The organism is Bradyrhizobium sp. LTSP849, from assembly GCF_000938255.1.
Taxonomy (GTDB): Bacteria; Pseudomonadota; Alphaproteobacteria; order Rhizobiales; family Xanthobacteraceae; genus Bradyrhizobium.
The window spans coordinates 111,660-137,944 of sequence record NZ_JYMR01000023.1; the positions used below are offsets into that span (position 1 = coordinate 111,660).

Consider the following 26,285-nt stretch of genomic DNA (forward strand, 5'->3'; position numbering starts at 1 on the left):
CGGTCGGGCGCGAATAGCAACTAATTGCCAGGGTGAAGGCGTGGCGTCGTTGCCTGCTATTCAGCCACCGCTGGGGAAATGTGAAACTAATCGACCGGGAATTTCACTTCCGCATTGCTGGACTCTCCCTTCTCTCCGAAACCTTGTGCGCCATCGTAGGCCAAGGAGAGACAATGAGTGCCTTTCAGAAGGAAACGGTTCTGTCGGTCAGGCATTGGACCGACTCCTTGTTCAGCTTCACCGCCACGCACGATCCCGGCTTCCGTTTCCAGAACGGCCAGTTCGCGATGATTGGGCTCGAGGTCGAAGGCAAGCCTTTGATGCGGGCCTACAGCATGGCGAGCGCCAATCACGAGGAAGAGCTGGAGTTCTTCTCGATCAAGGTACAGGACGGCCCGCTGACCTCGCGCCTCCAGAAGATCAGGGAAGGCGACATCATCCTGGTCGGCCGCAAGGCGACTGGCACGCTGATCACCGGCAATCTCATTCCGGGAAAACGTCTGCTGCTGCTCTCGACCGGCACCGGGCTTGCGCCGTTCGCCAGCCTGATCAAGGACCCCGACGTCTACGAGAATTACGAGACCATCGTGCTCGCCCATGGCTGCCGCCAGGTTTCCGAGCTCGCCTATGGCGAGCACCTCGTCGATGGACTGCGCAATCACGAATTCTTCGGCCCGCTGATCCGCGACAAGCTGGTTTACTACCCGACCGTGACCCGCGAGCCGTTCAAGAACCGCGGCCGTATCACTGATTTGATCGCCTCCAACCAGATGTTCGACGACATCGGGCTATCAGACCTCGATATCGAGACCGATCGCATCATGCTGTGTGGCAGCCCGGCGATGCTCGAGGAGCTCCCCGCGATGTTTGCCGCGCGCGGCTTTGTCGAGGGCAACCACAGCCAGCCCGGCCATTTCGTGATCGAAAAGGCCTTCGTCGAGCGGTGAGGCGCAAATCGGTCTCCGGCGACAACTAATTGCTATCGCCGGGACGCCCCCTGAACAAATCTGATGCAAAGGCGCCGGATCTGCCGGCGGACCAGGAGCAAGCGATGGCACTAGATCAGATCGTCGACGGACTTTCGGAGGTTTCCTGCGACGTGCTGGTGATCGGCGGCGGCACGGCCGGCCCGATGGCGGCGTTGAAGGCGAAGCTGAAGAACCCGAAGGCCAATGTCGTCCTGCTCGAAAAGGCCAACGTCAAGCGCTCCGGTGCGATCTCGATGGGCATGGATGGGCTGAATAACGCCGTCATCCCCGGCTACGCGACGCCGGAGCAGTACACCAAGGAAATCACCATCGCCAATGACGGCATCGTCGACCAGAAGGCGGTCTATAAATACGCGCAGAACTGCTACAAGATCATCGAAGAGCTCGACAGCTTCGGCATCCGCTTCCTGAAGAACGAGAACGGCGACTACGCCGTCAAGAAGGTGCACCACATCGGCACCTATGTTCTGCCGATGCCGAACGGCGAGACCGTGAAGAAGGCGCTGTACCGCCAGCTCCGCCGTGCCCGCATCCTGATCTCCAACCGCTACATGGCGACGCGGCTGCTGAAGTCTTCGGATGGCCGCATCGCCGGTGCGATCAGCGTCAACACCCGCACGGCCGAGATCCTGGTCATCAAGGCCAAAGCCGTGATCCTCTGCATGGGCGCAGCCGGCCGTCTGGGCCTTCCGACCTCCGGCTACATGTTCGGCACCTACGAGAACGCCGCCAATTCCGGCGACGGCTATGCGATGGCCTATCACGCCGGCGCCGCGCTCGCGAACCTCGAATGCTACCAGATCAATCCGCTGATCAAGGACTATAACGGCCCCGCCTGCGCCTATGTCGCCGGTCCGTTCGGCGCCTTTACCGCCAACAACGAGGGCTCGCGCTTCATCGAGTGCGACTATTGGTCGGGTCAGATGATGCTCGAGTTCTACAACGAGCTGCTGTCCGGCAAGGGCCCGGTGTTCCTCCAGCTCAAGCATCTCCATCCCGATACCATCTCGGAGATCGAATCCACGCTGCACAAGGTGGAGCGGCCGACGCGCGGCCTGTTCCAGCAGGGGCGCGGGGTCGACTACCGCAACGAGTCGATCGAGATGCATATCTCCGAGATCGGCTTCTGTTCCGGTCACAGCGCCTCCGGCGTGTTCGTCGACGACAATGCCCGCACCACCGTCCCCGGCCTCTATGCCGCCGGCGACATGGCGAGCGTGCCGCACAACTACATGCTCGGCGCCTTCACCAACGGCTCGGTCGCCGGTATCGACGCGATGGAGTTCGCCGACAGCCACGACTTTGCGGAGTTCGACGCCGCCGATGTCGCGAACGAACGCGACCGCGTGCTGGCGCCGACAAAGCGTGAGGACGGCATTCCGCCGAACCAGGTCGAATACAAGACCCGCCGCCTCGTCAACGACTATCTCCAGCCGCCAAAGGTTACACGCAAATACGAGCTTGGCATGCGCCGCCTCGCAGAGACGCGCGAAGACATGCAGGAGCATATGATCGCGCGTAACGCGCATGAATTGCTCCGTGCCCTCGAAGTGCAGTCGATCATGGATTGCGCCGACATGGCTGTGCATGCCTCGCTTTACCGCGAGGAGAGCCGCTGGGGCCTCTATCACTGGCGCACGGATTTTCCGGAGAAGGACAACGAGAACTGGTTCTGCCACACGCTGCTGAGCAAGCAGAACGGCAAGATGACCAGCGAGAAGCGTGCCGTCGAGCCCTACGTCGTGCCGATCGCGGACGACGAGAAGGATCTCTACGACAAGCAGCGTATCCGCGCCACCGCCTGATCCACCACAACTTAGCACCAGGAGCATTCAATGCCTCTCGCTTCCTATCAAACGTCGGTTCCGGTGGTCGTCGACGACGCCAAATGCATCGCCGACAAGGGCTGCACCGTGTGCGTCGACGTCTGCCCGCTCGACGTGCTCCGCATCAGCGACATGTCTGGCAAGGCCTACATGGCCTATGACGAGTGCTGGTACTGCATGCCCTGCGAGGCGGATTGTCCGACCGGCGCCGTCACCGTCAACATTCCCTATCTCCTGAGGTAGTCATGTCGAGCCCGTTCGAATCCTACGACGATCTCGAAGACGCCGACGAGCGGCTTCAGGCTGCCGACCCCGCCGAGCGCCGCGTCGCCATCATCGCACTCGGCCATTCCGGCGATCCGGCAGCCGTCGGCCATCTCGCCAAGATGGTCGCCGATCCCGACGCCGGTGTGCGCCAGCAGGTCGCCATGGCGCTCGGCGAGTTCGACGGGCCGGAGGCCGCGAGCGCGCTGGTCAAGCTGCTGGTCGATCCCGAAAGGATTGTGGCATCGGCTGCGGCAGACAGCATGGCCGAGTTCAAGGATCCGGCTTGTGCCGAAATCATCCTGCCGCTGGTCAAGCATGCCCACGCCTTCGTGCGCATGGGCGCGCTGCGCGCGCTGAAGGAGCTGCGCTGCAAGGATACGCTGAAGCCCGCGCTGGAAGCGCTCCAGGACACGGACGCCGCCGTGCGCGTGCAGGCGATCGGTGTGATCGGCTTCTTGAAGCTGGAAGAGTCGATCCCCGCGCTGACCGCACTGATCAATGATCCCGACGCCCATGTCCGACGCGCCGCGGTGAGCGCATTGGCCTTCTCGCATCTGAAGCCGGCGGCCGAGAGCATAACCCGCGCGCTGAAGGACACCGACTGGATGGTCCGTGAGATGGCCGCGGAAACGCTGGGCCTCAACGTCAACGGTTCGCTTGCGGCCGACCAGCTCATCGGTTCACTCGCTGATGAGTTCTGGCAGGTGCGGCTGAAGGTGATCCGCAGCCTCGGCAAGATGAAGATCGAGCGCGCGGTGCGCCCGATCGGCAATAGCATCAGCCACGACCAGGCCAATCTGCGGAAGGAAGCCGCTGCCGCACTCGGCGAGATCGCGCATCCCGACGGCGAGGCATTCCTGGCTGTCATCGCCGACGACGCCGATCCCGACGTGCGCAAGAACGCGCGCTGGGCGCTCCAGCAGATTGCGGCCCGCAAGGCGCGGGCAGGGGCATAGCTGCGAGGCATCCTGCCGCTCTGGACTTCCCCCGCCAGACGTTTATTTGTCTTCGCCAACGTGATCGGCCGCTGTTTGAACGTGGCCGATCCGAAAAACAGCGAGGACGCCGGCCATGACGACACTGTCCGTTAAAGACCTTCTCCCCGAGGATGGAACGAAGGGGACGCTCGTCGGCCGTGTCTGGCTGCCGCAGGCGAACGGCCCGGCCGTGGTCGTCGTGCGCAGCGACGGCGTCTTCGACGTCACCGCGAAATTTTCGACCATCAGCGCGCTCTGCGAGGAGGACAATCCCGCCAAGGCGCTTGCCGCAACCAAGGGTGAGCGCATCGGCGATCTCGAGGCGATCATGGCCAATACGGCACCAGATCACCGCGATCCGAAAAAGCCATGGCTGCTTGCGCCCGTCGATCTCCAGACGCTGAAAGCTGCCGGCGTTACCTTCGCCATCTCGATGCTGGAGCGCGTGATCGAGGAGCGAGCGAAGGGCAACCCGGCCTCGGCCGAAGCGATCCGCAAGGAGGTGACGCGGTTGATCGGTGACGATCTGTCAAAGCTCAAGCCGGGCTCGGACCAGGCGATGCGGCTGAAGCAGGTGCTGATCGATCAGAACGCCTGGAGCCAGTATCTCGAGGTCGGCATCGGTCCCGATGCCGAGGTCTTCACCAAGGCGCCGACCTTGTCCTCGGTCGGCACCGGCATGGATGCCGGCCTGCATCCGAAATCGACCTGGAACAATCCGGAGCCGGAACTCGTGCTGTTCGTGTCGAGCCGCGGCAAGATCGTCGGCGGCGCGCTCGGCAATGACGTCAATCTGCGCGACTTCGAGGGCCGCTCGGCGCTGCTGCTCTCGAAAGCAAAGGACAACAACGCCTCCTGCTCCATCGGTCCGCTGCTGCGCCTGTTCGATGAAACGTTCTCGCTCGATGATGCGCGCAAGCTTGATATCAGCCTGAACGTGAAGGGGCAGGACGGTTTCGTTCTCGACGGTCATTCCTCAATCAGCATGATCAGCCGCGATCCGACCGACCTGGTCGAACAAACCATCGGCAAGGTGCATCAATATCCCGACGGCTTCGTGCTGTTCCTCGGCACGATGTTCGCGCCGGTCAAGGATCGCGATGCGCCGGGGCAGGGCTTCACCCACAAGCGCGACGACATCGTCACGATCGCTGCGCCTCAACTCGGCAAGCTCGTCAACCGCATGCGGACCAGCGACGAGTGCGAACCCTGGACCTTCGGCATCGGTGCGCTGATGAAGAACCTCGCGCAGCGGAAGCTGATCTAGCTCTTCGCCTCCAGCGCGACCGAAGCTCGTCGCGACCCCGCTGGCCGAGAAAGGGAGCGCACCTTCATCTTCGCGTTGCAGAGACGGAACAAAATCGCGTGGGGCGTGTCATAGAACGGCCACCCCATACTTCTCCGAGTCAATGAAGAATAGTCAGATAATATGACTAGTCAGCTCGCCTCGTCCGTGAAATAGTTGCCCAAATGGCCCCGAGAGGGCCGTGCGTGGGTGCCATATTACCAAAATGGGCGCTCGCCGGTAATTGGGAGAGGCGCCTCATGACCGCGCGGATCGTGGTCATCCCGACCAAACGAGCTCATTCCAACAACGCGGAAGTCGCGCGCTCGATCGGCGTCGACATCATCGCCGGCCGCTACGCGGAGGGAACGCGGGTGCCGGGCGATGCCGAGCTGACCGCGATGTTCGGTGTGTCGCGGCCGGTGCTGCGGGAGAGCGTGAAGACGCTGGTCGCCAAGGGCCTGCTCACCACCAAGGCGCGGGTCGGCACCGTCGTGCGCGAGCGCGCCGCGTGGAACATGTTCGACGCTGACGTGCTGGCCTGGCATCTCGACGCCGGCATCGACAAACGCTTCCTCAACGATCTCGCCGAGATCCGTCTCGCGGTGGAGCCGCGGGCGGCCGTGCTCGCGGCGGCGCGGCGCTCGGAGGAGGACCTTGCCGAGATCCGCCGCAGCATGGAACGCATGCGCCTTGAGGCTTCCGATTCCGTCGGCTTTGCCGATGCCGATCTCGCGCTCCACGTCGCGGTGGCGCGTGCGTCCGGCAATCTGTTCATGCGCTCGATCGGACATGTCATCGAAGCCGCCTTGCGCGCGTCGTTCCTGCTCAGCGCGCCGGTCGAGCCGGACGATCGCGACGCCGTGCTGCTGTGGCACCAGAAGATCGTCGATGCCATCGCGGCCGGCGATGCCGACACCGCCTCGGAAGCGATGGTCTATGTCATTCACAACGGCATGCACCGCCACGAGGGTACCGTGATCGAGACCGCGCCGGCCGAGCCGTTGTCATCCGCGGATACTGGAGAATGAGCGTGACTGAACTTCGCATCGCCATCGTCGGCTTTGGCAAGATCGCGCGCGATCAGCATGTCGGTGCGATCGCCGCGACATCGGGCGCGACGCTCGCGGCCGTCGCAAGCCGCAATGCGTCGCTGCCGGAGCTGCCGCATTTTGCCACCATCGAGGAATTGCTCGAGAAAGGACCGCCGATCAATGCGGTCTCGCTCTGCACGCCGCCGCAGGTTCGGCGTGCGCAGGCCGCGGCCGCACTCGCCGCCGGCAAGCATGTGATGCTGGAGAAGCCGCCCGGCACCGGCGTCGCCGAGCTCGATCCACTGATCGCGATGGCGGCGGATGCGAAGCGCACACTGTTTGCGACCTGGCATTCGCGCCACGCGCCTGCGGTCGAACCGGCACGCGAATGGCTCGCCACGCGCCGGATCAAATCCGTGCACATCAATTGGAAGGAAGACGTCCGCGTCTGGCATCCCGGGCAGGTCTGGATCTGGGAGCCGGGCGGGCTTGGCGTGTTCGATCCCGGCATCAACGCGCTCTCGATCCTGACCCGCATCCTCCCGCAACCGGTGTTCGTCACCGCGGCCGAGCTTGCCTTTCCTGCCAATCGCCAGGCGCCGATTGCCGCGAGCCTGACGCTGGCCGACATCAGCGGCCTGCCGGTCACCGCCGAGTTCGATTTCCGCCAGACCGGCCCCCAGAGCTGGGATATCGCCGTGGAAACCGATCAGGGCCGGATGGCGTTGTCCGGCGGCGGCAGGCGGATGGCCGTCGATGGCAAGGCCATTGCCGAGGCGCCTGATCAGGAATATCGCGAGCTTTACCGGCGCTTTGTCGAGCTTGCGGCCACGGGCGCAAGCGATGTCGATCTGGCACCGCTTCGTCTCGTCGCCGATGCCTTCCTGCTCGGCAAGCGCACGATCGTTGAACCGTTTATGGACTAGACATGGCTGGCTCAAAAATAACAAAAGACGTCTTTGGAACGCTGCCGGACGGCCGCACTGTCGATCGCATCGTCTTGCGCGGAGAGGGCGGGTTCGAGGCCCGCATCATCACCCATGGTGCGGTGATCCAGGCGCTGATCGCGCCGGATGCCAAGGGCGGCTACGACGATGTTGTGCTCGGCCATGATGCCTTCGCCGGCTATCTCGCCGAGCGAAAATTCTTTGGCGCCACAGTCGGCCGCTACGCCAACCGCATCGCCCAGGGGCAGTTTTCGCTCGACGGCGAAACGGTGCAGCTTCCCGTCAACAACGGCCCGAATGCGTTGCATGGCGGCCTGGACGGGTTTGACCGCAAGCTATGGGACATTGCCGAGATCGATGAGGGCTCGCAACCCGCGGTGACGCTGATCTACACGAGCCCGCATGGCGAAGAGAATTATCCCGGCCGGCTCGACGTCCGCCTGACCTATCGCGTCACCGGCCCGACCGAGCTGTCGCTGACTATGGAGGCGCGGACCGACCGGCCGACCATCGTCAATTTGACCAACCACAGCTTCTTCAATCTGGAAGGTGCGACCTCAGACACGCCCATCCTCGACCATAAGCTGATGGTCGCGGCCGAGCATTTCCTCGCCATCGACCCCACCGCCATTCCACTGCCGGAGCCGCCGCGCGCGTTGGCCGGAACGCCCTTCGATTTCCGCAACGCCCACCCTGTTGGTGAGCGCATCCGCGAGAGCGATACGCAGCTGCGCAACGGCAAAGGCTACGATCACACCTACTGCCTCGGGCGCGAGGGCAAGCTTGCTCTCGCCGCGCGGCTGGAGGCGCCGCGTTCGGGGCGGATCATGGAGCTCCTCACCAATCAGCCTGGTCTTCAGGTCTATTCCGGCAATTATCTCGACGGAACGATTTCGGGGAAGGGCGGCAAGCTGATCCGGCAATCGGACGCCATGTGTCTTGAGCCGCACATCTGGCCGAATGCGCCGAACCGGCCGGATTTTCCGAGCCCGCGCCTCGATCCCGGCCAAGTCTATCGGCATCACACCGTCTACCGCTTTGCAGTGAGGGCGCCATGATCGAAGAGGTGCCGACTTCCGTCCTCTCGAACGATCCCTGTCATCTCGGCGAGGGGCCGACTTATGACGTGACTACCGACACCGCCTGGTGGTTCGACATTCGTGAGGGGCGTTTGTTCGAAGCGCATCTCGGCAGTGGCGCGATCCGCGTCCACGCACTCGGCCGGATGGCGAGCGCGCTCGGGCGCATCGATGCCGAACGTCAGCTGATCGTGGCGGAGGATGGCCTCTATATCCGGACACTCGCCGATGGCGCGATGACGCTGTTCCGTCCGCTCGAAGCGGATAATCCCGACACGCGCTCCAATGACTGCCGCGTGCATCAGTCCGGCACGTTCTGGATCGGCACCATGGGCCGCAAGGCGGAAAGAGGGACCGGCGCGATCTACGCGCTCCATGGCGGCAAGATCTCGATGCTGTTTCCCGGCATCAGTATTCCCAATTCGATCTGCTTCTCGCCGGACGGTGCGACCGGCTATTTCACCGACACCGCGCGCGCGGTGCTCTACGCGGTTCCGCTCAATCCCGCGACCGGCTTGCCGCGTGGGGAGCCGGAGGTTTTGTTGCGCCACACCGGCATCGGCGGCTTGGACGGCTCGGTCTGCGATGCCGACGGGCAGATCTGGAACGCCTGCTGGGGCGCAAGCCGTATCGATGTCTACAGTCCGCAAGGCGAGCACCTGCGCTCCTTGAGTGTGCCGGCAAAGCAGGCGAGCTGCCCCGCCTTCGTCGGGCCCGATCTGTCGCGCCTGCTCGTCACCTCCGCCTGGCAGGACATGGACGCGGCCGCACGCGCCGCCGATCCGCAAGCCGGCTGCACTTTTCTGCTGGAGGCATCCGCGCGCGGTCGCGCGGAGCCAGACGTCAAGCTCGCATAGGAGACCAGAAACACCCCACGACCATCCTTTTCGACGAAACCAAAAAACAGTCTGACACCCAAGGGAGTGAAACATGCTGAAACTGAAGACGACATTTTTCGCGCTGGCGCTAGCCGGCGCCGCGACGATGGCCGCAGGCGTCACCGCCTTCGCCCAGGACAAGCTGACCGTCGGCATCGCCATGCCGACCAAGTCCTCGGCGCGCTGGATCGACGACGGCAACAACATGGTCAAGGTGCTGAAGGAGCGCGGCTACAACACTGACCTGCAATATGCCGAGGACGACATTCCGAACCAGCTCTCGCAGGTCGAGAACATGGTGACCAAGGGTGCGAAGGCGCTGGTGATCGCTGCAATCGACGGCACCACGCTGTCGGACGTGCTCAAGCAGGCCAAGGCCAAGGGCATCACCATCATCGCCTATGATCGCCTGATCCGCGGCACGCCGAACGTCGACTATTACGCGACCTTCGACAATTTCCAGGTCGGCGTCTTGCAGGCCGATTCGATTGTGCAGGGCCTCGGGTTGAAAGACGGCAAGGGCCCGTTCAACATCGAGCTGTTCGGCGGTTCGCCCGACGACAACAATGCCTACTTCTTCTACAACGGCGCGATGAGCGTGTTGAAGCCATATATCGACAGCGGCAAGCTCGTCGTCGTGTCCGGCCAGATGGGCATGGACAAGGTCGCGACCCTGCGCTGGGACGGCGCCACGGCGCAGGCCCGCATGGACAATCTGCTCAGCGCCTACTACGGCAACAAGAAGGTTAATGCCGTGCTGTCGCCCTATGACGGACTTTCGATCGGCATCATCTCCTCGCTCAAAGGCGTCGGCTATGGCAGCGCCGATCAGCCGATGCCGATCATCTCGGGCCAGGACGCCGAAGTGCCCTCGATCAAGGCGATGCTGCGCGGTGATCAATACTCGACCATCTTCAAGGACACCCGCGATCTCGCCAAGGTGACCGCCGACATGGTCGATGCCGCGCTCGCCGGCAAGCAGGTCACCGTCAACGACACCAAGACCTATGAGAACGGCGTCAAGATTGTGCCGTCCTATCTGCTCAAGCCGGCCGTGGTCTACAAGGACAATTGGGAGAAGCTGCTGGTCGACAGCGGCTACTACAAGAAGTCGCAGTTTCAATAAGACTCTTTCTTCCCCTCTCCCCGCCTGCGGAGAGAGGGGAAGTAACGGATGGGACATGACACGATGACCGCCATGCTGGAGATGCGCAACGTCAGCAAGAGCTTTGCCGGCGTGCAGGCGCTGCGCGACGTCAACTTCTCGGTCGAGGCAGGGCAGATCCAAGCGCTCGTCGGCGAGAATGGCGCCGGCAAGTCCACGCTGATGAAGGTGTTGAGTGGCGTCTACCCTCACGGCAGCTACGAGGGCACCATTATCTTTGATGGCGAGGAGCGCCGCTTCCGCGACATCAACGATTCCGAGGCGCTCGGCATCATCATCATCCATCAGGAGCTGGCGCTGATCCCGCTGATGTCGATCGCAGAAAACATCTTCCTGTCGCATCCGCCGTCAAAACTCGGCGTGATCGATCGCGACGAGGTCTACCGCCGCACGCGCGATCTGCTGGTGCAGGTCGGCCTGAAGGAATCGCCGGATACGCTGATCACCGATCTTGGCGTCGGCAAGCAGCAACTGGTCGAGATCGCGAAGGCGCTGTCCAAGCGAGTGCGCATGCTGATCCTGGACGAACCGACCGCGAGCCTGAACGAGGCCGACAGTGCTGCGCTGCTCGAACGTCTCATGAAATTCCGCGAGCAGGGCATCGGCTCGATCCTAATCTCGCACAAGCTCAACGAGGTCGCGCGCGTCGCCGACCACATCACGGTGCTGCGCGACGGCCGTACCGTCGACAGCATCGACTGCCATGCCGAGCCGATCCAGGAAGACCGCATCATCCGCAGCATGGTCAACCGCGATCTCGCCCATCGCTTCCCCGAGCGCAGCGCGAAAATCGGCGAACCCGTGCTCGAGGTCGCCAATTGGTCGGTCTATCACCCGATCCATCCCGAACGGCAGGTGATCAAGAACGTCAATTTCGGCGTGAAGCGCGGCGAGGTCGTAGGCATTGCCGGGCTGATGGGCGCCGGCCGCACCGAATTCGCCATGAGCTTGTTCGGCCGCTCCTGGGGCACCAATGTCAGCGGTCGCATCCGGCTCGAAGGCCATGAGATCGCGCTGCCGAACGTCGCAGCCGCAATCGACGCCGGCCTCGCCTATGTCACCGAGGACCGCAAGCAGCTCGGGCTGATCCTGGCCGACGATGTCCGCAAGAACATCACGCTCGCAAGCCTCGACCAGGTCGCACCCAACCGCGTGATCGACGATATCGCCGAGCTGAAGGTCGCCAGCGACTATCGGAACCGAATGCGGATCCGCTGCTCCGACGTCTATCAGGAGACCGGCCAGCTCTCCGGCGGCAACCAGCAGAAGGTGGTGCTGTCGAAATGGCTGATGACCGACCCCAAGGTTTTAATCCTGGACGAGCCGACGCGGGGCATCGATGTCGGTGCCAAATACGAGATTTACTGTATCATCAACGAGCTTGCGGAGGCCGGCCGCGGCGTCGTGGTGATCTCCTCGGAGATGCCTGAGCTGCTCGGCATCTGCGACCGCATCTGTGTCATGAACGATGGCGCCTTCGTCGGCGAGTTCCCTGGCACTGAAGCGACGCAGGAAAAAATCATGCGCGCCATCATGCGCAATGAACGAAGCAATGAAAACAGCGTGCCTGAGGCCGTGGAGATGGGAGGATCGCAGCCATGACCGACAAGACGGTTTCGCTGCCTGAGGAGCGCCGGCACGGCAGCTTCATCAAGAACAATTTGCGTACCTACGGCATGCTGCTGTCGCTGCTCGCGATCATGCTGTTTTTCCAGGTCATGACCGGCGGCACGCTGCTCCAGCCGCTCAACCTCACCAACCTGGTGCTTCAGAACAGCTATATCGTCATCATGGCGCTGGGCATGCTGCTGGTGATCGTCACCGGCCATATCGACCTTTCGGTTGGTTCGGTCGCGGGCTTTGTCGGCGCGGTCGCGGCCGTGCTGATGGTGACGTATAAGGTCGACTACACGCTCGCCTTCATCATTTGCCTCGCGGTCGGCGCCGCCATTGGTGCTGCGCAAGGCTACTGGGTCGCCTATTTCAAGATCCCGTCCTTCATCGTGACGCTGGCCGGCATGCTGGTGTTCAAGGGGCTTGCGCTCGCGGTGTTGCAGGGCCAGTCGCTCGGCCCGTTCCCGCCGACGTTCCAGAAATTATCGTCCGGCTTCATTCCGGAACTGCTGCCCGAAGCCGGCACGCTGCATCCGACCTCGATGCTGATCGGCGCCGTGCTGGCGCTGGGGCTGGTCTATGCCAGCGCCAAGAGCCGCACGCGCGAGCTGTCGCACGGCATCGAGGTCGAGCCTTACGCGTTCTTTCTCGGAAAAAGCATCGTGCTGGCCTGCGCGGTGCTGTACTTCACCTATCTGATCGCGATCTATCGCGGCCTGCCCAACGTGCTGGTGATCATGAGCGCGTTGATCGCGCTCTACGGCTTCGTTACCCGCCGCACCGTGATCGGGCGCCATATCTATGCGGTCGGCGGCAATGCCAAGGCGGCCAAACTCTCGGGCATCAAGACCGAGCAACTGACCTTCCTCACCTTCGTCAATATGGGTGTGCTGGCGGCGCTCGCCGGCCTCGTCTTCGCCGCGCGCCTCAACACCGCGACGCCAAAAGCAGGTTTGGGCTTCGAGCTCGACGTCATCGCCGCCTGCTTCATCGGCGGCGCCTCGGCCTATGGTGGCGTGGGTCGCGTCGGCGGCGCCGTGGTCGGCGCCATGATCATGGGCGTGATGAACAACGGCATGTCCATCCTCGGCGTCGGCATCGACTACCAGCAGGTCATCAAGGGCCTGGTGCTGCTCGGGGCGGTCTGCATCGACGTGTATAACCAGCGGCGGTAGCTAGATCGGCACACCATACGGTGAGCTATTGCTCAGTTGATGGGTATATGATCGAATGGCCGGATGGCGAACGGCCAGCCAGAACCTGATCTCATCATCTTCGATTGCGACGGCGTGCTCGTCGACAGCGAGCTGTTGAGCTGCCGTTGCCTGTCGGAGGTGCTGGCGGAGTTCGGTTTCGACCTTCACGTGGAGCAGGCGCTCGAGCTCTTTCTGGGGCGTAGCACGGCTGCGATCGGACAATATTATCGCGAGCGCGGCGAGATCCTGCCTGACGATTTCCTCCCGCGCCTGAAGGCACGGGTGCTCGAGACGTTTGCGGGGGCGCTCCAGCCGATCCCCGGGGTGAGCGCCGTCTTGTCCGAGTTGAAGGCGCCGCGTTGTGTCGCATCTTCGAGCGATATCGATCGGGTCTCGCTGTCGCTTAACGTGACGGGTCTCGCTTCGCATTTCGATAGCCGTCTCTACACCGCGCAGATGGTCAAGCACGGCAAGCCGGCGCCGGACCTCTTTCTCTACGCAGCCGAAAAGATGAAGGCAGATCCTAAGCGCGCCCTGGTGATCGAGGACAGCGTCAGCGGCGTGCAGGCGGCGAAGGCGGCCGGCATGACGGTCTGGGGATTTGTCGGCGGCAGCCATTATCATGGGCGTGACGGTCACGCTATACTGGCCGCCGCCGGGGCCGATCGGGTCTTCGCGCGCATGAGCGATTTCTGGGAGGCGTGACTTCAGCTATGGCCGTCGAGAACGAAAAGTCGAGACTCGACGACGCCGCGCGCGCCGGCTGGCTCTATTTCATTGCCGGCCACACCCAGGACGAGATCGCAAAGATGCTCCAGGTGTCGCGGGCCTCTGCCCAGCGGCTGGTGTCGCTGTGCCTTGCCGAGCGGCTCATCACCTTCCGGCTCGAACATCCCATCGCCGCCTGCATGGAGCTGGCGGCACGGCTGAAGGAGCGATTTGATCTCGCCCATTGCGAGGTGGTTCCGGCTGATCCGGCCGCGCCGCAGGCCACAGCCGGCATCGCCGAGCGCTGCGCCAATCTGCTGGACGCGACGCTGCGCTCGGAGACGCCGGTGATCGTCGCGCTCGGCACCGGGCGCGCGGTGCGCGCCGCGGTCGAGCGCGTCACGCCGATCGACCGGCCCAATCACCAGATTGTCTCGCTGGTCGGCAACATCTCCGCAGACGGCTCGGCGAGCTTCTACGATACCGTCGGCCGGCTCGCTGATCGCACCGGCGCCCGGCATTATCCGATGCCGCTGCCGTTCCTGATGTCCTCGGAGGACGAGCGCAACAAGATGGTCCGCATCGAGCCGATCGCCAAGGTGAAGGCGGTCGCGGCCAAGGCTGATCTGCGCCTTGTCGGCATCGGCCAGATGGACCAGAAGGCGCAGGTCCATGTCGACGGCTTCGTCACCCGTGACGAACTGTTCGAGATGATGCGCCAGGGCGCCATCGGCGAGATCACCGGCTGGGCCTATGACGCGAAAGGCCGCCTGCTCAAGGCCGGCACCAACAAGCGCCTCACCAGCATTCCGCCGGAAGTACCGGCGAAGACCACCACGATCGGCGCGGCTGTCGGTGCGGCCAAGGTGCAGGCGATTGCGGCGGCGCTGAATGGGCGCCTGATCAACGGCCTGATCACGGACGAGACGACGGCAAGGGCGATTCTGGAGCGGTAGGGCGTTCGCTCTTCCAGCCTCCCGAGGCGGGAGGTCTTGCCACCCACACCGCTGTCATCATCCGCGAAAGCGGATGATCCAGTACGCCGCGGCCTGGCTTGGGGCAAACCAACAGACGATACGGAGCACTGGATGCCCCGCTTTCACGAGGCATGACAGCGAGAGTAGGGAATGGGCCGGCCCTCCCGCACCGCAGCACTCATAAGTTGCGAGAATGCTCGCGCGCGTGCTTGACAAGCGTCGCCCCTCAGTTGAACATACGCTCAACGCGTGGGCATATGCTCAAAAACGCGATTTGAGGGAGGTCACCGTGAAACACGTCCTCGGCGTCGTCTGTGGCGCCTCCGTACTGCTTGCCGTCCCCGCGATGGCCGAAACGACCCTGACGATCGCGACCGTCAACAACGGCGACATGATCCGCATGCAGGGGCTGACCAGCGAATTCACCAAGGCGAACCCCGACATCTCCGTGAAATGGGTGACTCTCGAAGAGAACGTGCTGCGCCAGCGCGTCACCACCGACATCGCCACCAAGGGCGGTCAGTTCGACGTGCTGACCATCGGCACCTATGAGGTGCCGATCTGGGCCAAGAAGGGCTGGCTGGTGCCGCTCGCCAATCTCGGCGCCGATTACGACGTCGCCGACCTGCTGCCGAAGATCAAGGACGCGGTCTCCGTCGACGGCAAGCTCTACGCCGCGCCGTTCTATGGCGAGAGCTCGATGATCATGTACCGCACCGATTTGTTCGAGAAGGCCGGCCTGAAGATGCCGGAAAAGCCGACCTGGGATTTCGTGATCGACGCCGCCAAGAAGGTCACCGACAAGAGCGGTGGCGTCTACGGCATCTGCCTGCGCGGCAAGGCCGGCTGGGGCGAGAACATGGCGTTCCTCTCCGCCATGGCCAATTCCTACGGCGCGCGCTGGTTCGACGAGAAGTGGGAGCCGCAGTTCAATACGCCGGAATGGAAGGCGACACTCACGACCTACGTCAATCTCATGAAGGACGCCGGCCCTCCCGGCGCGAGCTCCAACGGCTTCAACGAGAACCTGGCGCTGTTCAACGCCGGCAAGTGCGGCATGTGGATCGACGCGACGGTGGCGGCATCGTTCGTCACCAACCCGAAGGAATCCAGGGTCGCCGACAAGGTCGGCTTCGCGCTGGCGCCCAACACCGGGCTCGGCAAGAACGCCAACTGGCTGTGGGCCTGGAGTCTCGCAATCCCCGCCGGATCGAAGAAGTCGGAAGCCGCCGAGAAGTTCATCGCCTGGGCGACGAGCAAGGACTACACCAAGATCGTGGCGGCGAAGGAGGGCTGGGCCAATGTGCCGCCGGGCACGCGGACCTCGCTCTACCAGAATCCTGAGTATCTGAAGGTCGCCCCGTTCGCCAAGCTGACGCTGGCCTCGATCGACGCCGCCGACCCGAACAAGCCGACAGTGAAGCCCGTGCCTTACGTCGGCGTGCAATACGCTGCCATTCCCGAATTCCAGGGCATCGGCACCCAGGTGGGGCAGCAATTCTCCGCCGCACTTGCGGGATCGATGACGGTGGATGCGGCGCTGACCGCGGCGCAATCGGTGACCGAGCGCGAGATGAAGCGCGCCGGTTACATCAAGTAGACCCGAGCTCTCCCTGAGCTCACACTCGCGGCCATCCACTTTTCGCTTGATGGATGGCCGCCTTTTCCCCTCGCCCGAGGAGACGCGTGGATGGCAACCCGGCAGACGCAATTCCTTGCGCGGTCGCTCCTGGCCCCGGCCGTCGGGCTCCTGTTCATCTGGATGATCGTCCCGCTCGCGCTGACGATCTACTTCTCGACGCTGCATTACAGCCTGCTCGATCCCGGCTCCGAGGCGTTCGTCGGGCTGGAGAATTTCCGCTACTTCCTCACCGATCCCGCGTTCCTCGCCTCGCTCCAGAACACGCTGGTGCTGGTCGGCTCGGTGCTGGCGCTGACCATCCTGCTCGGCATTCCCCTGGCGCTGCTGATGGACCAGCCCGTGATCGGCCTCAACATCGTACGGCTGATGGTGATCGCGCCGTTCTTCGTGATGCCGACGGTGAGCGCGCTGGTGTGGAAGAACCTGCTGATGCACCCGGTGTCCGGGCTGTTCGCCTGGCTCGCCGAGGTGTTTGGGTTGACGCCGATCGACTGGTTCACCGACGCGCCGCTGCTCGCCGTGATCCTGATCGTCGCCTGGCAATGGTTGCCGTTCGCGACCTTGATCCTGCTGACCGCGCTGCAATCGCTCGACGAGGAGCAGAAGGAGGCGGCCGAGATGGATGGCGCCAGCGCGCTCTCCGCCTTCATCTACATCACGCTGCCGCACCTGGCGCGACCCATCACCGTGGTGATCCTGATCGAGACCATCTTCCTGCTCACGGTGTTCGCCGAAATCTATGTCACCACGGGCGGCGGTCCGGGCCTTCAGACCACCAACATCGCCTTCCTGATCTATTCGCAGGCGCTGATCCAGTTCGATGTTGGCAGCGCATCGGCAGGCGGTCTCGTGGCGGTGGTGATCGCCAACATCGTCGCCTTCTTCCTCGTCCGTATCGTCGGCCGCAACCTGGAAGCCTAAAATCATGGCGCGCAAGTCAACGACGCAGCGGGTGGTGGTCTCGACGATCGGGGCGTGGTTCTTCGGCTTCCTGATCTTCTTCCCGATCCTGTGGATGGTGCTGACGAGCTTCAAGACCGAGCTCGAAGCTTTCGCCATTCCGCCGTCCTTCCTGTTCTTCCACTGGACCACCGAAAATTACGCCACCGTCCAGGAACGCAGCGACTATCTGCTCCATGCGATGAACTCGATCATCATCGCCGGCGGCTCGACGTTGATTGCGCTGCTGATCGCGATCCCCGCAGCCTGGTCGATGGCGTTCTCGCCGACCAAGCGCACCAAGGACATCCTGCTCTGGATGCTCTCGACCAAGATGATGCCGCCGGTCGGCGTGCTGGTGCCGATCTACCTGATCTTCAAGACCTTCGGCCTGCTCGATTCCCGCATCGGCCTCGTCTTCATCCTCTGCCTCGGCAATCTGCCGATCGTGATCTGGATGCTCTTCACCTATTTCAAGGAAATTCCGCGCGACATCCTGGAAGCCGCGCGCATGGATGGCGCCACCATCGGCCGCGAACTCGTCTATGTGCTGACGCCGATGGCGATCCCGGGCCTGGCGTCGACCATGCTGCTCAATTTGATCCTAGCCTGGAACGAGGCGTTCTGGACGCTCAACCTGACGACCTCGAACGCCGCGCCACTCACCACGTTCATCGCGTCCTATTCGAGCCCGGAAGGGCTGTTCTGGGCCAAGCTGTCGGCGGCTTCCACGCTGGCGATCGCGCCCATCATCATCCTTGGTTGGTTCAGCCAGAAGCAGCTCGTGCGCGGGCTCACCTTCGGCGCGGTAAAGTAAGGGGGCTGCCGGATCATGGGTCAGATTACGCTTCAGGACGTGCAGAAATCCTTCGGCCCCGTGCACATCATCAAGGGTGCCGATCTCGAGATCGCGGACGGCTCCTTCGTGGTGTTCGTGGGACCATCCGGCTGTGGCAAGACCACGCTGCTGCGGCTGATCGCCGGGCTCGAGGACGTCAGCGGCGGCAAAATTTTGATCGACGGCAAGAACGTCGTCGATACGCCCCCCGCGAAGCGTGGTCTCTCGATGGTGTTCCAGTCCTACGCGCTCTATCCGCATATGAGCGTGCGCGGCAATATCGGTTTCGGCCTGAAGATGGCGGGCCTCTCCAAAGACGAAACCAACCGCAAGGTGGAGGCCGCCGCCGCGACGCTCAACCTCACGCCCTATCTCGACCGCAAGCCGCGCGAACTCTCCGGCGGCCAGCGTCAGCGCGTCGCGATCGGCCGTGCCATCGTCCGCGAGCCCAAGGCGTTCCTGTTCGACGAGCCGCTGTCGAACCTCGACGCGGCCTTGCGCGTGCAGATGCGCATCGAGGTGACGCGGCTCCAGAAGCAACTTGGCACCACCGCGGTCTACGTCACCCACGACCAGGTCGAAGCCATGACCATGGCCGACAAGATCGTCGTGCTCAATGGCGGCAAGATCGAGCAATATGGCTCGCCGCTGGATCTCTACGAGAAGCCCGCCAATCTCTTCGTCGCCGGCTTTATCGGCTCGCCGAAGATGAATCTCGTGACCGGCGAGCCCGCCAAACAGCAAGGCGCGACCACCATCGGCGTGCGGCCGGAGCACATCAAGATCGAGCGCGATGGCGGCGGCGGCTGGCAGGGAACGATCGCGGTTGCCGAGCATCTCGGCAGTGACACTTTCCTCTATGTCGATGCCGGTCCGCTCGGGATGCTGACCGCGCGCTACATCGGCGAATTGAGCCTCCATGCCGGCGACCACGTGTCGCTGGCGCCGGACCCCGCGCGGATTCATCGCTTCGATGCAGGCGGCAACGCCATTCGGGGTTAACAAGAAACGGCAAGAAACGAAAGAAACGGAAATACCAACATGTACCTGGAGAAATTCAAGCTGAGCGGCAAGACCGCGTTCATCACCGGCGGCGGGCAGGGCATTGGGCTGGCCTGCGCCGAAGCGCTGGCCGAGGCCGGCGCCAGGGTCGTGATCGGCGATCGCGACAGCAAGGTCGCCGACAGCGCCAAGGCCAGTCTGAAGGCGAAAGGCTACGATGCCGAGACCGCGATCATGGACGTCACCGACACCAAGCGCGTCGCGGAAGTTGCGAACGACCTCGTCGTCCGCCACGGCAAGGTCGACATCCTCGTCAACAATGCCGGCATCGCCCGCAGCGAGACGCCGGCGGAAACCGTCACCGACGAGCATTGGCTCAACGTCATCGACGTCAATCTCAACGGCACCTTCTGGTGCTGCCGCGAATTCGGCAAGCATATGCTCAAAGCCAAGAGCGGCGCCATCGTCAATATCGGCTCGATGTCCGGATTCATCGTCAACAAGCCGCAGGAGCAGGCCTTCTACAACGCCTCCAAGGCGGGCGTGCACCATCTGACCAAGTCGCTGGCCGCCGAATGGGGCGCGCGCGGCGTGCGCGTCAACGCGGTGGCGCCAACTTATATCGACACGCCGCTCAACGCGTTCGTCAAGAGCGATGCCAGAATGTATGACGCCTGGATCGGTGGAACCCCGATGGCGCGGATGGGGCAGGTCGACGAGATCGCCTCGGTCGTGCTGTTCCTGGCCTCGGAGGCGGCGAGCCTGATGACCGGCAGCATCGTGCTTGTGGATGGCGGCTACACTTGCTGGTAGGCTTGCGTCAAAATTGACGAAAGCGACCGGGAGCAACAATGCCGCGAGCGTATATCGGCGTCGACGTGGGGACCACGAGCACGCGGGCAGGGGTGTTTGACGAGGCGGGCACCTTGCTTGCGACCGCCAAGCATCCAATCCGGATCTGGCACGAGGCCGGCGACATCGTCGAGCAGTCGTCGGCCGACATCTGGGACGCCTGCGTGAGATCGGTGCGGGCCGCGATGGCGGAAGCTGCAATCGCGCCCGACAGCGTCGGCGGCGTCGGCTTCGATGCGACCTGTTCCCTCGTGGTGCTCGATCCCCTGGGCGAGCCGGTCACCGTCAGCGGATCCGGTGACAGGCAGCGCAATGTCATCGTCTGGATGGATCATCGCGCCATTGCCGAGGCGCGGCTGATCAACGAGACTGGGGACGCGGTGCTGCGCTATGTCGGCGGCTCGATCTCGCCCGAGATGGAGATGCCAAAGCTGTTATGGCTGAAGCGGCACATGCGCGCGAGCTTTGACGCCGCCGGTCATTTCTTTGATCTGGCAGATTACCTGACCTGGCGCGCGACGGGATCGCTGCAACGTTCGACCTGCACCGTCACCTGCAAGTGGAACTATCTCGCCCATGATGGCGGCGGCTGGAGCGCACCGTTCTTCAAGCGCATTGGCTTGTCGGAATTCGTCAGTGAGAAATACGCCCGCATCGGCACCGAGATCGTTGCGCCGGGCACGCGCCTCGGCGCGGGTCTCACGCGCGCCGCCGCCTTCGATCTGGGCTTGTCGCCGGGTACGCCGGTCGGCGCCTCTCTGATCGACGCCCATGCCGGTGGCATCGGCGCGATCGGCGGCCGCGACGGATCGGGCGGGGCGGCTGACGTCTCGGACCGCCTTGCCTACATCATGGGAACGTCGGCCTGCATCATGGCGACGACGAAGGAGCCGTGTTTCGTGCCCGGCGTCTGGGGGCCTTATTATTCCGGTATGGTGCCGGACTTCTGGCTCAACGAGGGCGGGCAGTCGGCCGCGGGCGCGGCGATCGACCATCTTCTCAAATCGCATCCGGGCCATGCCGAGGCGAGTGCGGCGGCGCGTAACGACGGCGTCGATCTCATCGAGTTCCTCGAGCGCCGCATCATCGCGCGCGCCGGCGATGCCAGCCGCGCCGCGCTGCTCGCCCGTGATATCCATGTCCTCCCCGAATTCATCGGCAATCGCTCGCCCTATGCCGACCCCGATACGCGCGCGGTGATCGCGGGCCTCGATCTCGACACCGATATCGGCGCCATGGAGCGGCTGTTCGTTGCCGGCCTATGCGGGCTCGCCTATGGTCTTGCCGAGGTGATCGAGGCCTTTGCCGCGCATGGCGTTCATTCCAGCATCATGATCATGGGCGGCGGCGCCAGCCGGAGTCCGCTGGTGCGACAGATCATGGCTGATACCACCGGCCTGACGGTCGCGCTGCCGCAGACGAAGGAGCCGGTGCTGCTAGGTGCGGCGATGTTAGGTGCGGTTGCCGGCGGCGCCTATGCCTCGATCGGCGAGACCATGGCAAAAATGTCGGCGCTGGGACGGAAGAGCGCACCGACCGCGCCCGACATGGCCGCGTTTCACGCCCGCAAGCGGGATGTGTATAAGTTGCTCCGCGAGGTCGACCGCGGCAGCCGTGCCGCGATGCGCCACGCCGCAAAGGACTGAATTCGGGGTTGAAACGGATGCTGATGTCTTGCGGCGATGCGCTGATCGATTTTGTACCGACTCGAAACGCCGAGGGGCGCGAGGCGGTGATGCCGGCGGTCGGCGGCTCCTGTCTTAACGTTGCGATCGGGATGGCGCGGCTGGGGGCGCCAACTGTCTTTGTCGGCGGCATCTCGACCGATCTGTTCGGGCGCATGATCGCCGATCATGCCGCAGCCTCGAACGTAGAGCTCAGCTTCGCCACCCGCAGTGATCATCAGACCACGCTCGCCTTCGTGCGCATCGTCGCGGGCGAGTCGCATTACGCCTTCTATGATGCCGAGACCGCGACGCGGAATTGGACCTACCGGCGCGGCTCTATTCCCTTTGATAAAGTCGAAGTCCTCCACGTCGGATCGACCACGCTGGTCAACGACCAGGGCGCGGCCGAGACCAAAGCCCTGATTGCAGACGCGCGGGCGTCCTCGACGATCTCCTTCGATCCAAACTGCCGGCCTAATCTGGTCAAGGACAAGCCGGCCTATCTCGCGCGCATGGCGGAGTTCGGCGGCCACGCCGATCTCATCAAGATGTCGGATGTCGACTTCGCCTATCTCTTTGGCGAGGAGCCCTATGCGCAACGTGCGAGCGCGCTGCTGGGGCAGGGCACGAGCCTCGTCGTCATCACCCGCGGCAACAACGGTGCCATGGCCTGGCATGCCAAGGCTGGGCATGTCGAAGTCACTGCGCCAAAAGTCGAGGTCGCCGATACCATCGGCGCCGGCGACAGTTTTCAGGCCGCGCTGCTGTTCGCCCTGCACAAGCAGGGACGCCTTGCCCGGCAGCAATTGAAGGACATCGGCGCTGACGAGCTCCGCCGCGCGCTGTCCTTTGCCGCCAATTGTGCCGGCCTGACCTGCACTCGCCCGGGCGCCGATCCGCCCTGGAGCCATGAGATCACCTGGAGCTGGTAGCTAGACAGGGTGTCCGGGCTCCTAATTTCTGAGTTGTTCCGGTGAATTGCGGCCATGCGCCGGCCGAAATGGACAGGATAGCCACACGCTGGCAAGGTCCGCGCGACCTCACGCGAGCCTGCCCTTATGAGCAACGATCTGTGTTTCCTGTCCGCCGTCGAACTGCGCGCGCGCATCAGCGGCAAGGAGGTCTCCCCTGTCGAGATCACCCGCGCTGTGCTCGCGCGCGCCGAGGCGCTCCAGGGCGAATTGAACTGCTTCATCACGCTGTGTGGCGACGAGGCGCTTGCCGAGGCGCGCGAAGCCGAGCGCAAAATGACGGCCGGCGAGCCGCTCGGCTTGCTGCACGGCATTCCCTACACCGTCAAGGACATCGTCAACACCAAGGGCGTGAAGACCACGTTCGGCGCCGTTCCCTACAAGGACAATGTGCCGAATGAGGATGCCGTGGCGGTTGCGCGGTTGCGCGCCGAGGGCGCGATCCTGATCGGCAAGACCACGACGCCGGAATTCGGCAGCAAATGTCTGACCGACTCACCGCTGTTCGGCCGCACCCGCAATGCGTGGAGCGCGGAGCGTTCCTCCGGCGGCTCCAGCGGCGGCGCGGCGGTGGCGGTGGCAAGCGGCATCGCGCCGCTGGCGATCGCGACCGATGGTGGGGGCTCGACGCGGATTCCCGCCGCCTGCAACGGCGTGGTCGGGCTGAAGCAGAGCAACGGGGTCATCGCGCACAGCCAGGCGCTCGATGCTTTCGGCAATCAGACCTATGTCACGCCGATGACGCGCGATGTCGCCGACACCGCCTTGATGATGCAGGCGATGGCCGGCGAGGATGCCTGCGATCCCTGGTCAATCGGCGTGCCCGTGCCTGATTTTATCGGCACGGCCACCCCGCGCGGCGATCTGCGCGGGCAAAAAATCCTGTATTGCCTGTCGCCGCCCGGACGTCCCGTGTCTGCGGATGTCGCCACGGCCTTCAAGGCAAGCCTCGATCGGTTGGCGAGCCTGGGTGCCGAGCTCGAGCAATTTTCGGGCGAAGGGTTTGATATCGAGCCGATCTGGCGCGCCATCAACCACACGGTCTGGCGCACGCGTTTTGCCAAGCTGGTTGCCGAGCACGGCGACGTCCTCAGCGAGGCCTTCGTCAAGCAGGTCGCGCTTGCGACCAATGTCAGCGGCGTCGCCTATCAGGAGGCGATGTTCGCGCGCACCGCGCTGTTCCGGCGCGTGCAATCCCTGCTTGCGCGCGGTCATCTGCTGGCGATGCCGACCATCACCCGCACCGCATTGCCGATCGACCAGGATCTGTTCGGCACCATCGAGATCGACGGCAAGCATTTTGACAGCGTCCGGCCGCACTGGTTCCCCTGGACCATGCCTTTCAACATGACCGGCCACCCGGCAATCAGTCTCCCCTGCGGCTTCGGCCGCGACGGCCTGCCGATCGGGCTTCAGCTTGTCGGCCGATTCCGTGCCGACGCAGAATTGCTGCGCGTCAGCGCGCTGTTCGAGGCCTCGCACGACCTTTTGTCCCGCCGGCCCGGCTGATGAGGCACTTGCCGCAAAGGGCTTGCCTTGGGCGTCCGGACATGTTGATCGTGCCGCGGATGAGCCCTGAAACCGAGCGCGCATGAGCGTATTCTTTCTCCGACGTCTCCTGACCTTGCTCGCGACGCTGGTCGGCGCATCCGTGATCATTTTCCTGGTGCTGGATGCCTTGCCCGGCAACGCTGCGCAGATGCTGATGGGCGCCGATGCGTCGGCGGATGCGGTGCGCGCGCTCACGGTCAAGCTCGGGCTCGATCAGCCGCTCGCGGTTCGTTACCTGCACTGGATCAAGGGACTTCTGATCGGCGATCTCGGCAACTCTTATGTTTACGGCACGCCAGTCGCGAGCCTGATCGCGGAGCGGCTGGTACTGACCATTCCGCTCGCGATCATGTCCATGCTGATCACGGTGACGCTGGCGCTCTCGGCCGGCATCTACACCGCCGCCAACCACAACAAGCTCGGCGACGTCGGCGTGATGTCGCTGACCCAGATCGGCATCGCTCTGCCGAACTTCTGGTTTGCGATTCTACTGGTGCTGCTGTTCTCGGTGCGGCTGCAATGGTTGTCCGCCGGCGGTTTTCCCGGCTGGGAGGACGGCATCTGGTTGGGTGTCAAATCGCTGCTGCTGCCGGCGGTCTCGCTGGCGGTGGTGCAGGCCGCAATCCTCGCGCGCGTCACGCGCTCGGCGGTGCTGGAAGTGCTGCGCGAAGACTTCGTTCGCACCGCGCGCGCAAAAGGTCTCGGCAAGCGCGAGGTGCTGTGGAGCCACGTGCTGCGCAACGCCATGATCCCGGTGATGACGGTGATGGGGCTGCAATTCGCTAATCTGCTGGCCGGCACGATCGTGATCGAGAACGTGTTCTATCTGCCGGGCCTTGGCCGGCTGATCTTCCAGTCGATCGCCAACCGCGACCTGATCGTGGTGCGCAACTGCGTGATGCTGCTCGCGGCGATGGTCGTCGTCGTCAATTTCGTGGTCGACATCCTCTATGCCTTTATCGATCCCCGCATCAAGGTGCACGATTTGTGAGCGCGCCGCTGACTAGCCTCGCTGACGCACCGATTGCTGTGCGTCCTTTGCCGGCCCGGACGTTTTGGGGCCGCGCGCTGCGCCATCGCAGTTTTGTGCTGGGCGGCGCGCTCAGCCTGCTGGTGCTCGTCTCGGCGCTGCTGTCGCTGGTGTGGACGCCGTGGTCACCCTACGAGATCGACATCGCCTCGAAACTCCGGCCACCATCCGCGGCGCACTGGCTCGGCACCGATTCCTTCGGGCGCGATATCGTCTCGCTGCTGCTTGCGGGCGCCCGCTCCACCATTCTGGTCGGCATCATCGCTGTCGGCATCGGTCTCACCTTCGGCGTCTGCCTCGGCCTCATCGCCTCGGCCCGGCGCGGCTGGACCGAAGAGATCATCATGCGCTTCTCCGACTTCACCTTCGCCTTTCCGGCCGTGCTCTCAGCCATCATGCTCGCCGCGGTGGTGGGGCCGGGCATGGTCACCTCAATCATCGCGATCGGCATCTTCCAGATCCCGACGCTGACCCGGTTGACGCGCGGCTCGGCCAACGCGATCTGGGCGCGCGAATATGTGTTGGCGGCGCGCGCCGCGGGGAAGGGCAAATTCCGCATCACCATCGAGCACGTGCTGCCCAACATCCTGTCGATCCTGATCGTGCAGGCGACCATCCAGTTCGCGCTCGCAATTCTTGCCGAAGCCGCCTTGTCTTATCTCGGCCTCGGCACGCAGCCGCCGCAGCCGTCCTGGGGTCGCATGCTGAACGACGCACAGACATTGCTGTTCCAGTCGCCGATGCTTGCGGTCTATCCGGGTGCCGCGATCGCCATCGCCGTGCTCGGTCTCAATCTCCTCGGCGACGGATTGCGCGACCTGCTCGATCCCCGACTGGCGCGGGAGCGGTGA

24 protein-coding genes are annotated in these 26,285 nt (G+C 63.8%); all 24 read left to right on the top strand.

The features are described 5' to 3' along the window. Positions 1-173: 173 nt before the first annotated feature. A complete protein-coding gene (locus UB31_RS16440; protein ID WP_045011594.1) occupies positions 174-947 on the top strand; it encodes a ferredoxin--NADP reductase in 774 nt (257 codons plus the stop codon). A gap of 104 nt (positions 948-1,051) precedes the next feature. Further along, positions 1,052-2,794, top strand: coding sequence for a fumarate reductase/succinate dehydrogenase flavoprotein subunit (locus tag UB31_RS16445; RefSeq protein ID WP_045011842.1), 1,743 nt, complete (start codon positions 1,052-1,054; stop codon positions 2,792-2,794). 30 nt (positions 2,795-2,824) lie between these two features. Continuing rightward, positions 2,825-3,058: a 4Fe-4S dicluster domain-containing protein gene (locus UB31_RS16450; RefSeq protein ID WP_045011595.1), complete on the top strand. Its 234-nt coding sequence runs from the start codon at positions 2,825-2,827 to the stop codon at positions 3,056-3,058. 2 nt (positions 3,059-3,060) lie between these two features. Further along, on the top strand, positions 3,061-4,038 hold the full coding sequence (locus tag UB31_RS16455; RefSeq protein ID WP_045011596.1) for a HEAT repeat domain-containing protein: 978 nt from the start codon (positions 3,061-3,063) through the stop codon (positions 4,036-4,038). A gap of 115 nt (positions 4,039-4,153) precedes the next feature. Further along, on the top strand, positions 4,154-5,326 hold the full coding sequence (locus UB31_RS16460) for a fumarylacetoacetate hydrolase family protein (RefSeq protein ID WP_045011597.1): 1,173 nt from the start codon (positions 4,154-4,156) through the stop codon (positions 5,324-5,326). Positions 5,327-5,604: 278 nt separating this feature from the next. After that, positions 5,605-6,375, top strand: a complete 771-nt coding sequence (locus UB31_RS16465) for a FadR/GntR family transcriptional regulator (RefSeq protein ID WP_045006368.1) — start codon at positions 5,605-5,607, stop codon at positions 6,373-6,375. A gap of 2 nt (positions 6,376-6,377) precedes the next feature. Further along, positions 6,378-7,304: a Gfo/Idh/MocA family protein gene (locus UB31_RS16470; protein ID WP_045011843.1), complete on the top strand. Its 927-nt coding sequence runs from the start codon at positions 6,378-6,380 to the stop codon at positions 7,302-7,304. Positions 7,305-7,306: 2 nt separating this feature from the next. Then, a complete protein-coding gene (locus tag UB31_RS16475; protein ID WP_045011598.1) occupies positions 7,307-8,383 on the top strand; it encodes an aldose epimerase family protein in 1,077 nt (358 codons plus the stop codon). Continuing rightward, the gene (locus UB31_RS16480) at positions 8,380-9,261 is read left to right on the top strand and encodes an SMP-30/gluconolactonase/LRE family protein (RefSeq protein ID WP_156163208.1); all 882 of its coding nucleotides are present in this window, start codon (positions 8,380-8,382) and stop codon (positions 9,259-9,261) included. The genes UB31_RS16475 and UB31_RS16480 overlap by 4 nt, the downstream gene beginning before the upstream one ends. 73 nt (positions 9,262-9,334) lie before the next feature. Beyond that, positions 9,335-10,408, top strand: coding sequence for a multiple monosaccharide ABC transporter substrate-binding protein (chvE, locus tag UB31_RS16485; protein WP_045011599.1), 1,074 nt, complete (start codon positions 9,335-9,337; stop codon positions 10,406-10,408). A 63-nt stretch (positions 10,409-10,471) separates the two neighbouring features. Then, positions 10,472-12,049, top strand: coding sequence for a multiple monosaccharide ABC transporter ATP-binding protein (gene mmsA, locus UB31_RS16490; RefSeq protein WP_045011844.1), 1,578 nt, complete (start codon positions 10,472-10,474; stop codon positions 12,047-12,049). Beyond that, complete coding sequence (mmsB, locus tag UB31_RS16495; protein ID WP_045006364.1) at positions 12,046-13,236, top strand: multiple monosaccharide ABC transporter permease; 1,191 nt, start codon at positions 12,046-12,048, stop codon at positions 13,234-13,236. Before mmsA ends, mmsB begins: the two co-directional genes overlap by 4 nt. 63 nt (positions 13,237-13,299) lie before the next feature. After that, positions 13,300-13,962, top strand: coding sequence for an HAD family hydrolase (locus UB31_RS16500; RefSeq protein WP_045011600.1), 663 nt, complete (start codon positions 13,300-13,302; stop codon positions 13,960-13,962). Positions 13,963-13,970: 8 nt separating this feature from the next. Then, positions 13,971-14,921, top strand: coding sequence for a sugar-binding transcriptional regulator (locus tag UB31_RS16505; protein WP_045006362.1), 951 nt, complete (start codon positions 13,971-13,973; stop codon positions 14,919-14,921). Positions 14,922-15,288: 367 nt separating this feature from the next. After that, positions 15,289-16,542 carry an ABC transporter substrate-binding protein gene (locus UB31_RS16510; RefSeq protein ID WP_245305544.1) on the top strand — a complete coding sequence of 418 codons (1,254 nt, stop codon included), beginning with the start codon at positions 15,289-15,291 and terminating at the stop codon, positions 16,540-16,542. A gap of 90 nt (positions 16,543-16,632) precedes the next feature. After that, the gene (locus tag UB31_RS16515) at positions 16,633-17,505 is read left to right on the top strand and encodes a carbohydrate ABC transporter permease (RefSeq protein WP_045006360.1); all 873 of its coding nucleotides are present in this window, start codon (positions 16,633-16,635) and stop codon (positions 17,503-17,505) included. Positions 17,506-17,509: 4 nt separating this feature from the next. Further along, positions 17,510-18,340, top strand: a complete 831-nt coding sequence (locus UB31_RS16520; protein WP_045006359.1) for a carbohydrate ABC transporter permease — start codon at positions 17,510-17,512, stop codon at positions 18,338-18,340. Between the two features lie 15 nt (positions 18,341-18,355). Beyond that, entirely contained in the window at positions 18,356-19,363 is a 1,008-nt protein-coding gene (locus UB31_RS16525; protein ID WP_045006358.1) for an ABC transporter ATP-binding protein, read from the top strand. A 39-nt stretch (positions 19,364-19,402) separates the two neighbouring features. Beyond that, the gene (locus UB31_RS16530; protein WP_045011601.1) at positions 19,403-20,176 is read left to right on the top strand and encodes an SDR family NAD(P)-dependent oxidoreductase; all 774 of its coding nucleotides are present in this window, start codon (positions 19,403-19,405) and stop codon (positions 20,174-20,176) included. Positions 20,177-20,214: 38 nt separating this feature from the next. Next, positions 20,215-21,861, top strand: coding sequence for an FGGY-family carbohydrate kinase (locus UB31_RS16535; protein WP_045011602.1), 1,647 nt, complete (start codon positions 20,215-20,217; stop codon positions 21,859-21,861). Positions 21,862-21,878: 17 nt separating this feature from the next. Then, entirely contained in the window at positions 21,879-22,814 is a 936-nt protein-coding gene (locus UB31_RS16540) for a carbohydrate kinase family protein (RefSeq protein WP_045011603.1), read from the top strand. A gap of 126 nt (positions 22,815-22,940) precedes the next feature. After that, positions 22,941-24,362: an amidase gene (locus UB31_RS16545; RefSeq protein WP_045006354.1), complete on the top strand. Its 1,422-nt coding sequence runs from the start codon at positions 22,941-22,943 to the stop codon at positions 24,360-24,362. Positions 24,363-24,444: 82 nt separating this feature from the next. Continuing rightward, positions 24,445-25,395, top strand: coding sequence for an ABC transporter permease (locus tag UB31_RS16550; protein ID WP_045011604.1), 951 nt, complete (start codon positions 24,445-24,447; stop codon positions 25,393-25,395). Continuing rightward, on the top strand, positions 25,392-26,285 hold the full coding sequence (locus UB31_RS16555) for an ABC transporter permease (protein WP_045006352.1): 894 nt from the start codon (positions 25,392-25,394) through the stop codon (positions 26,283-26,285). Before UB31_RS16550 ends, UB31_RS16555 begins: the two co-directional genes overlap by 4 nt.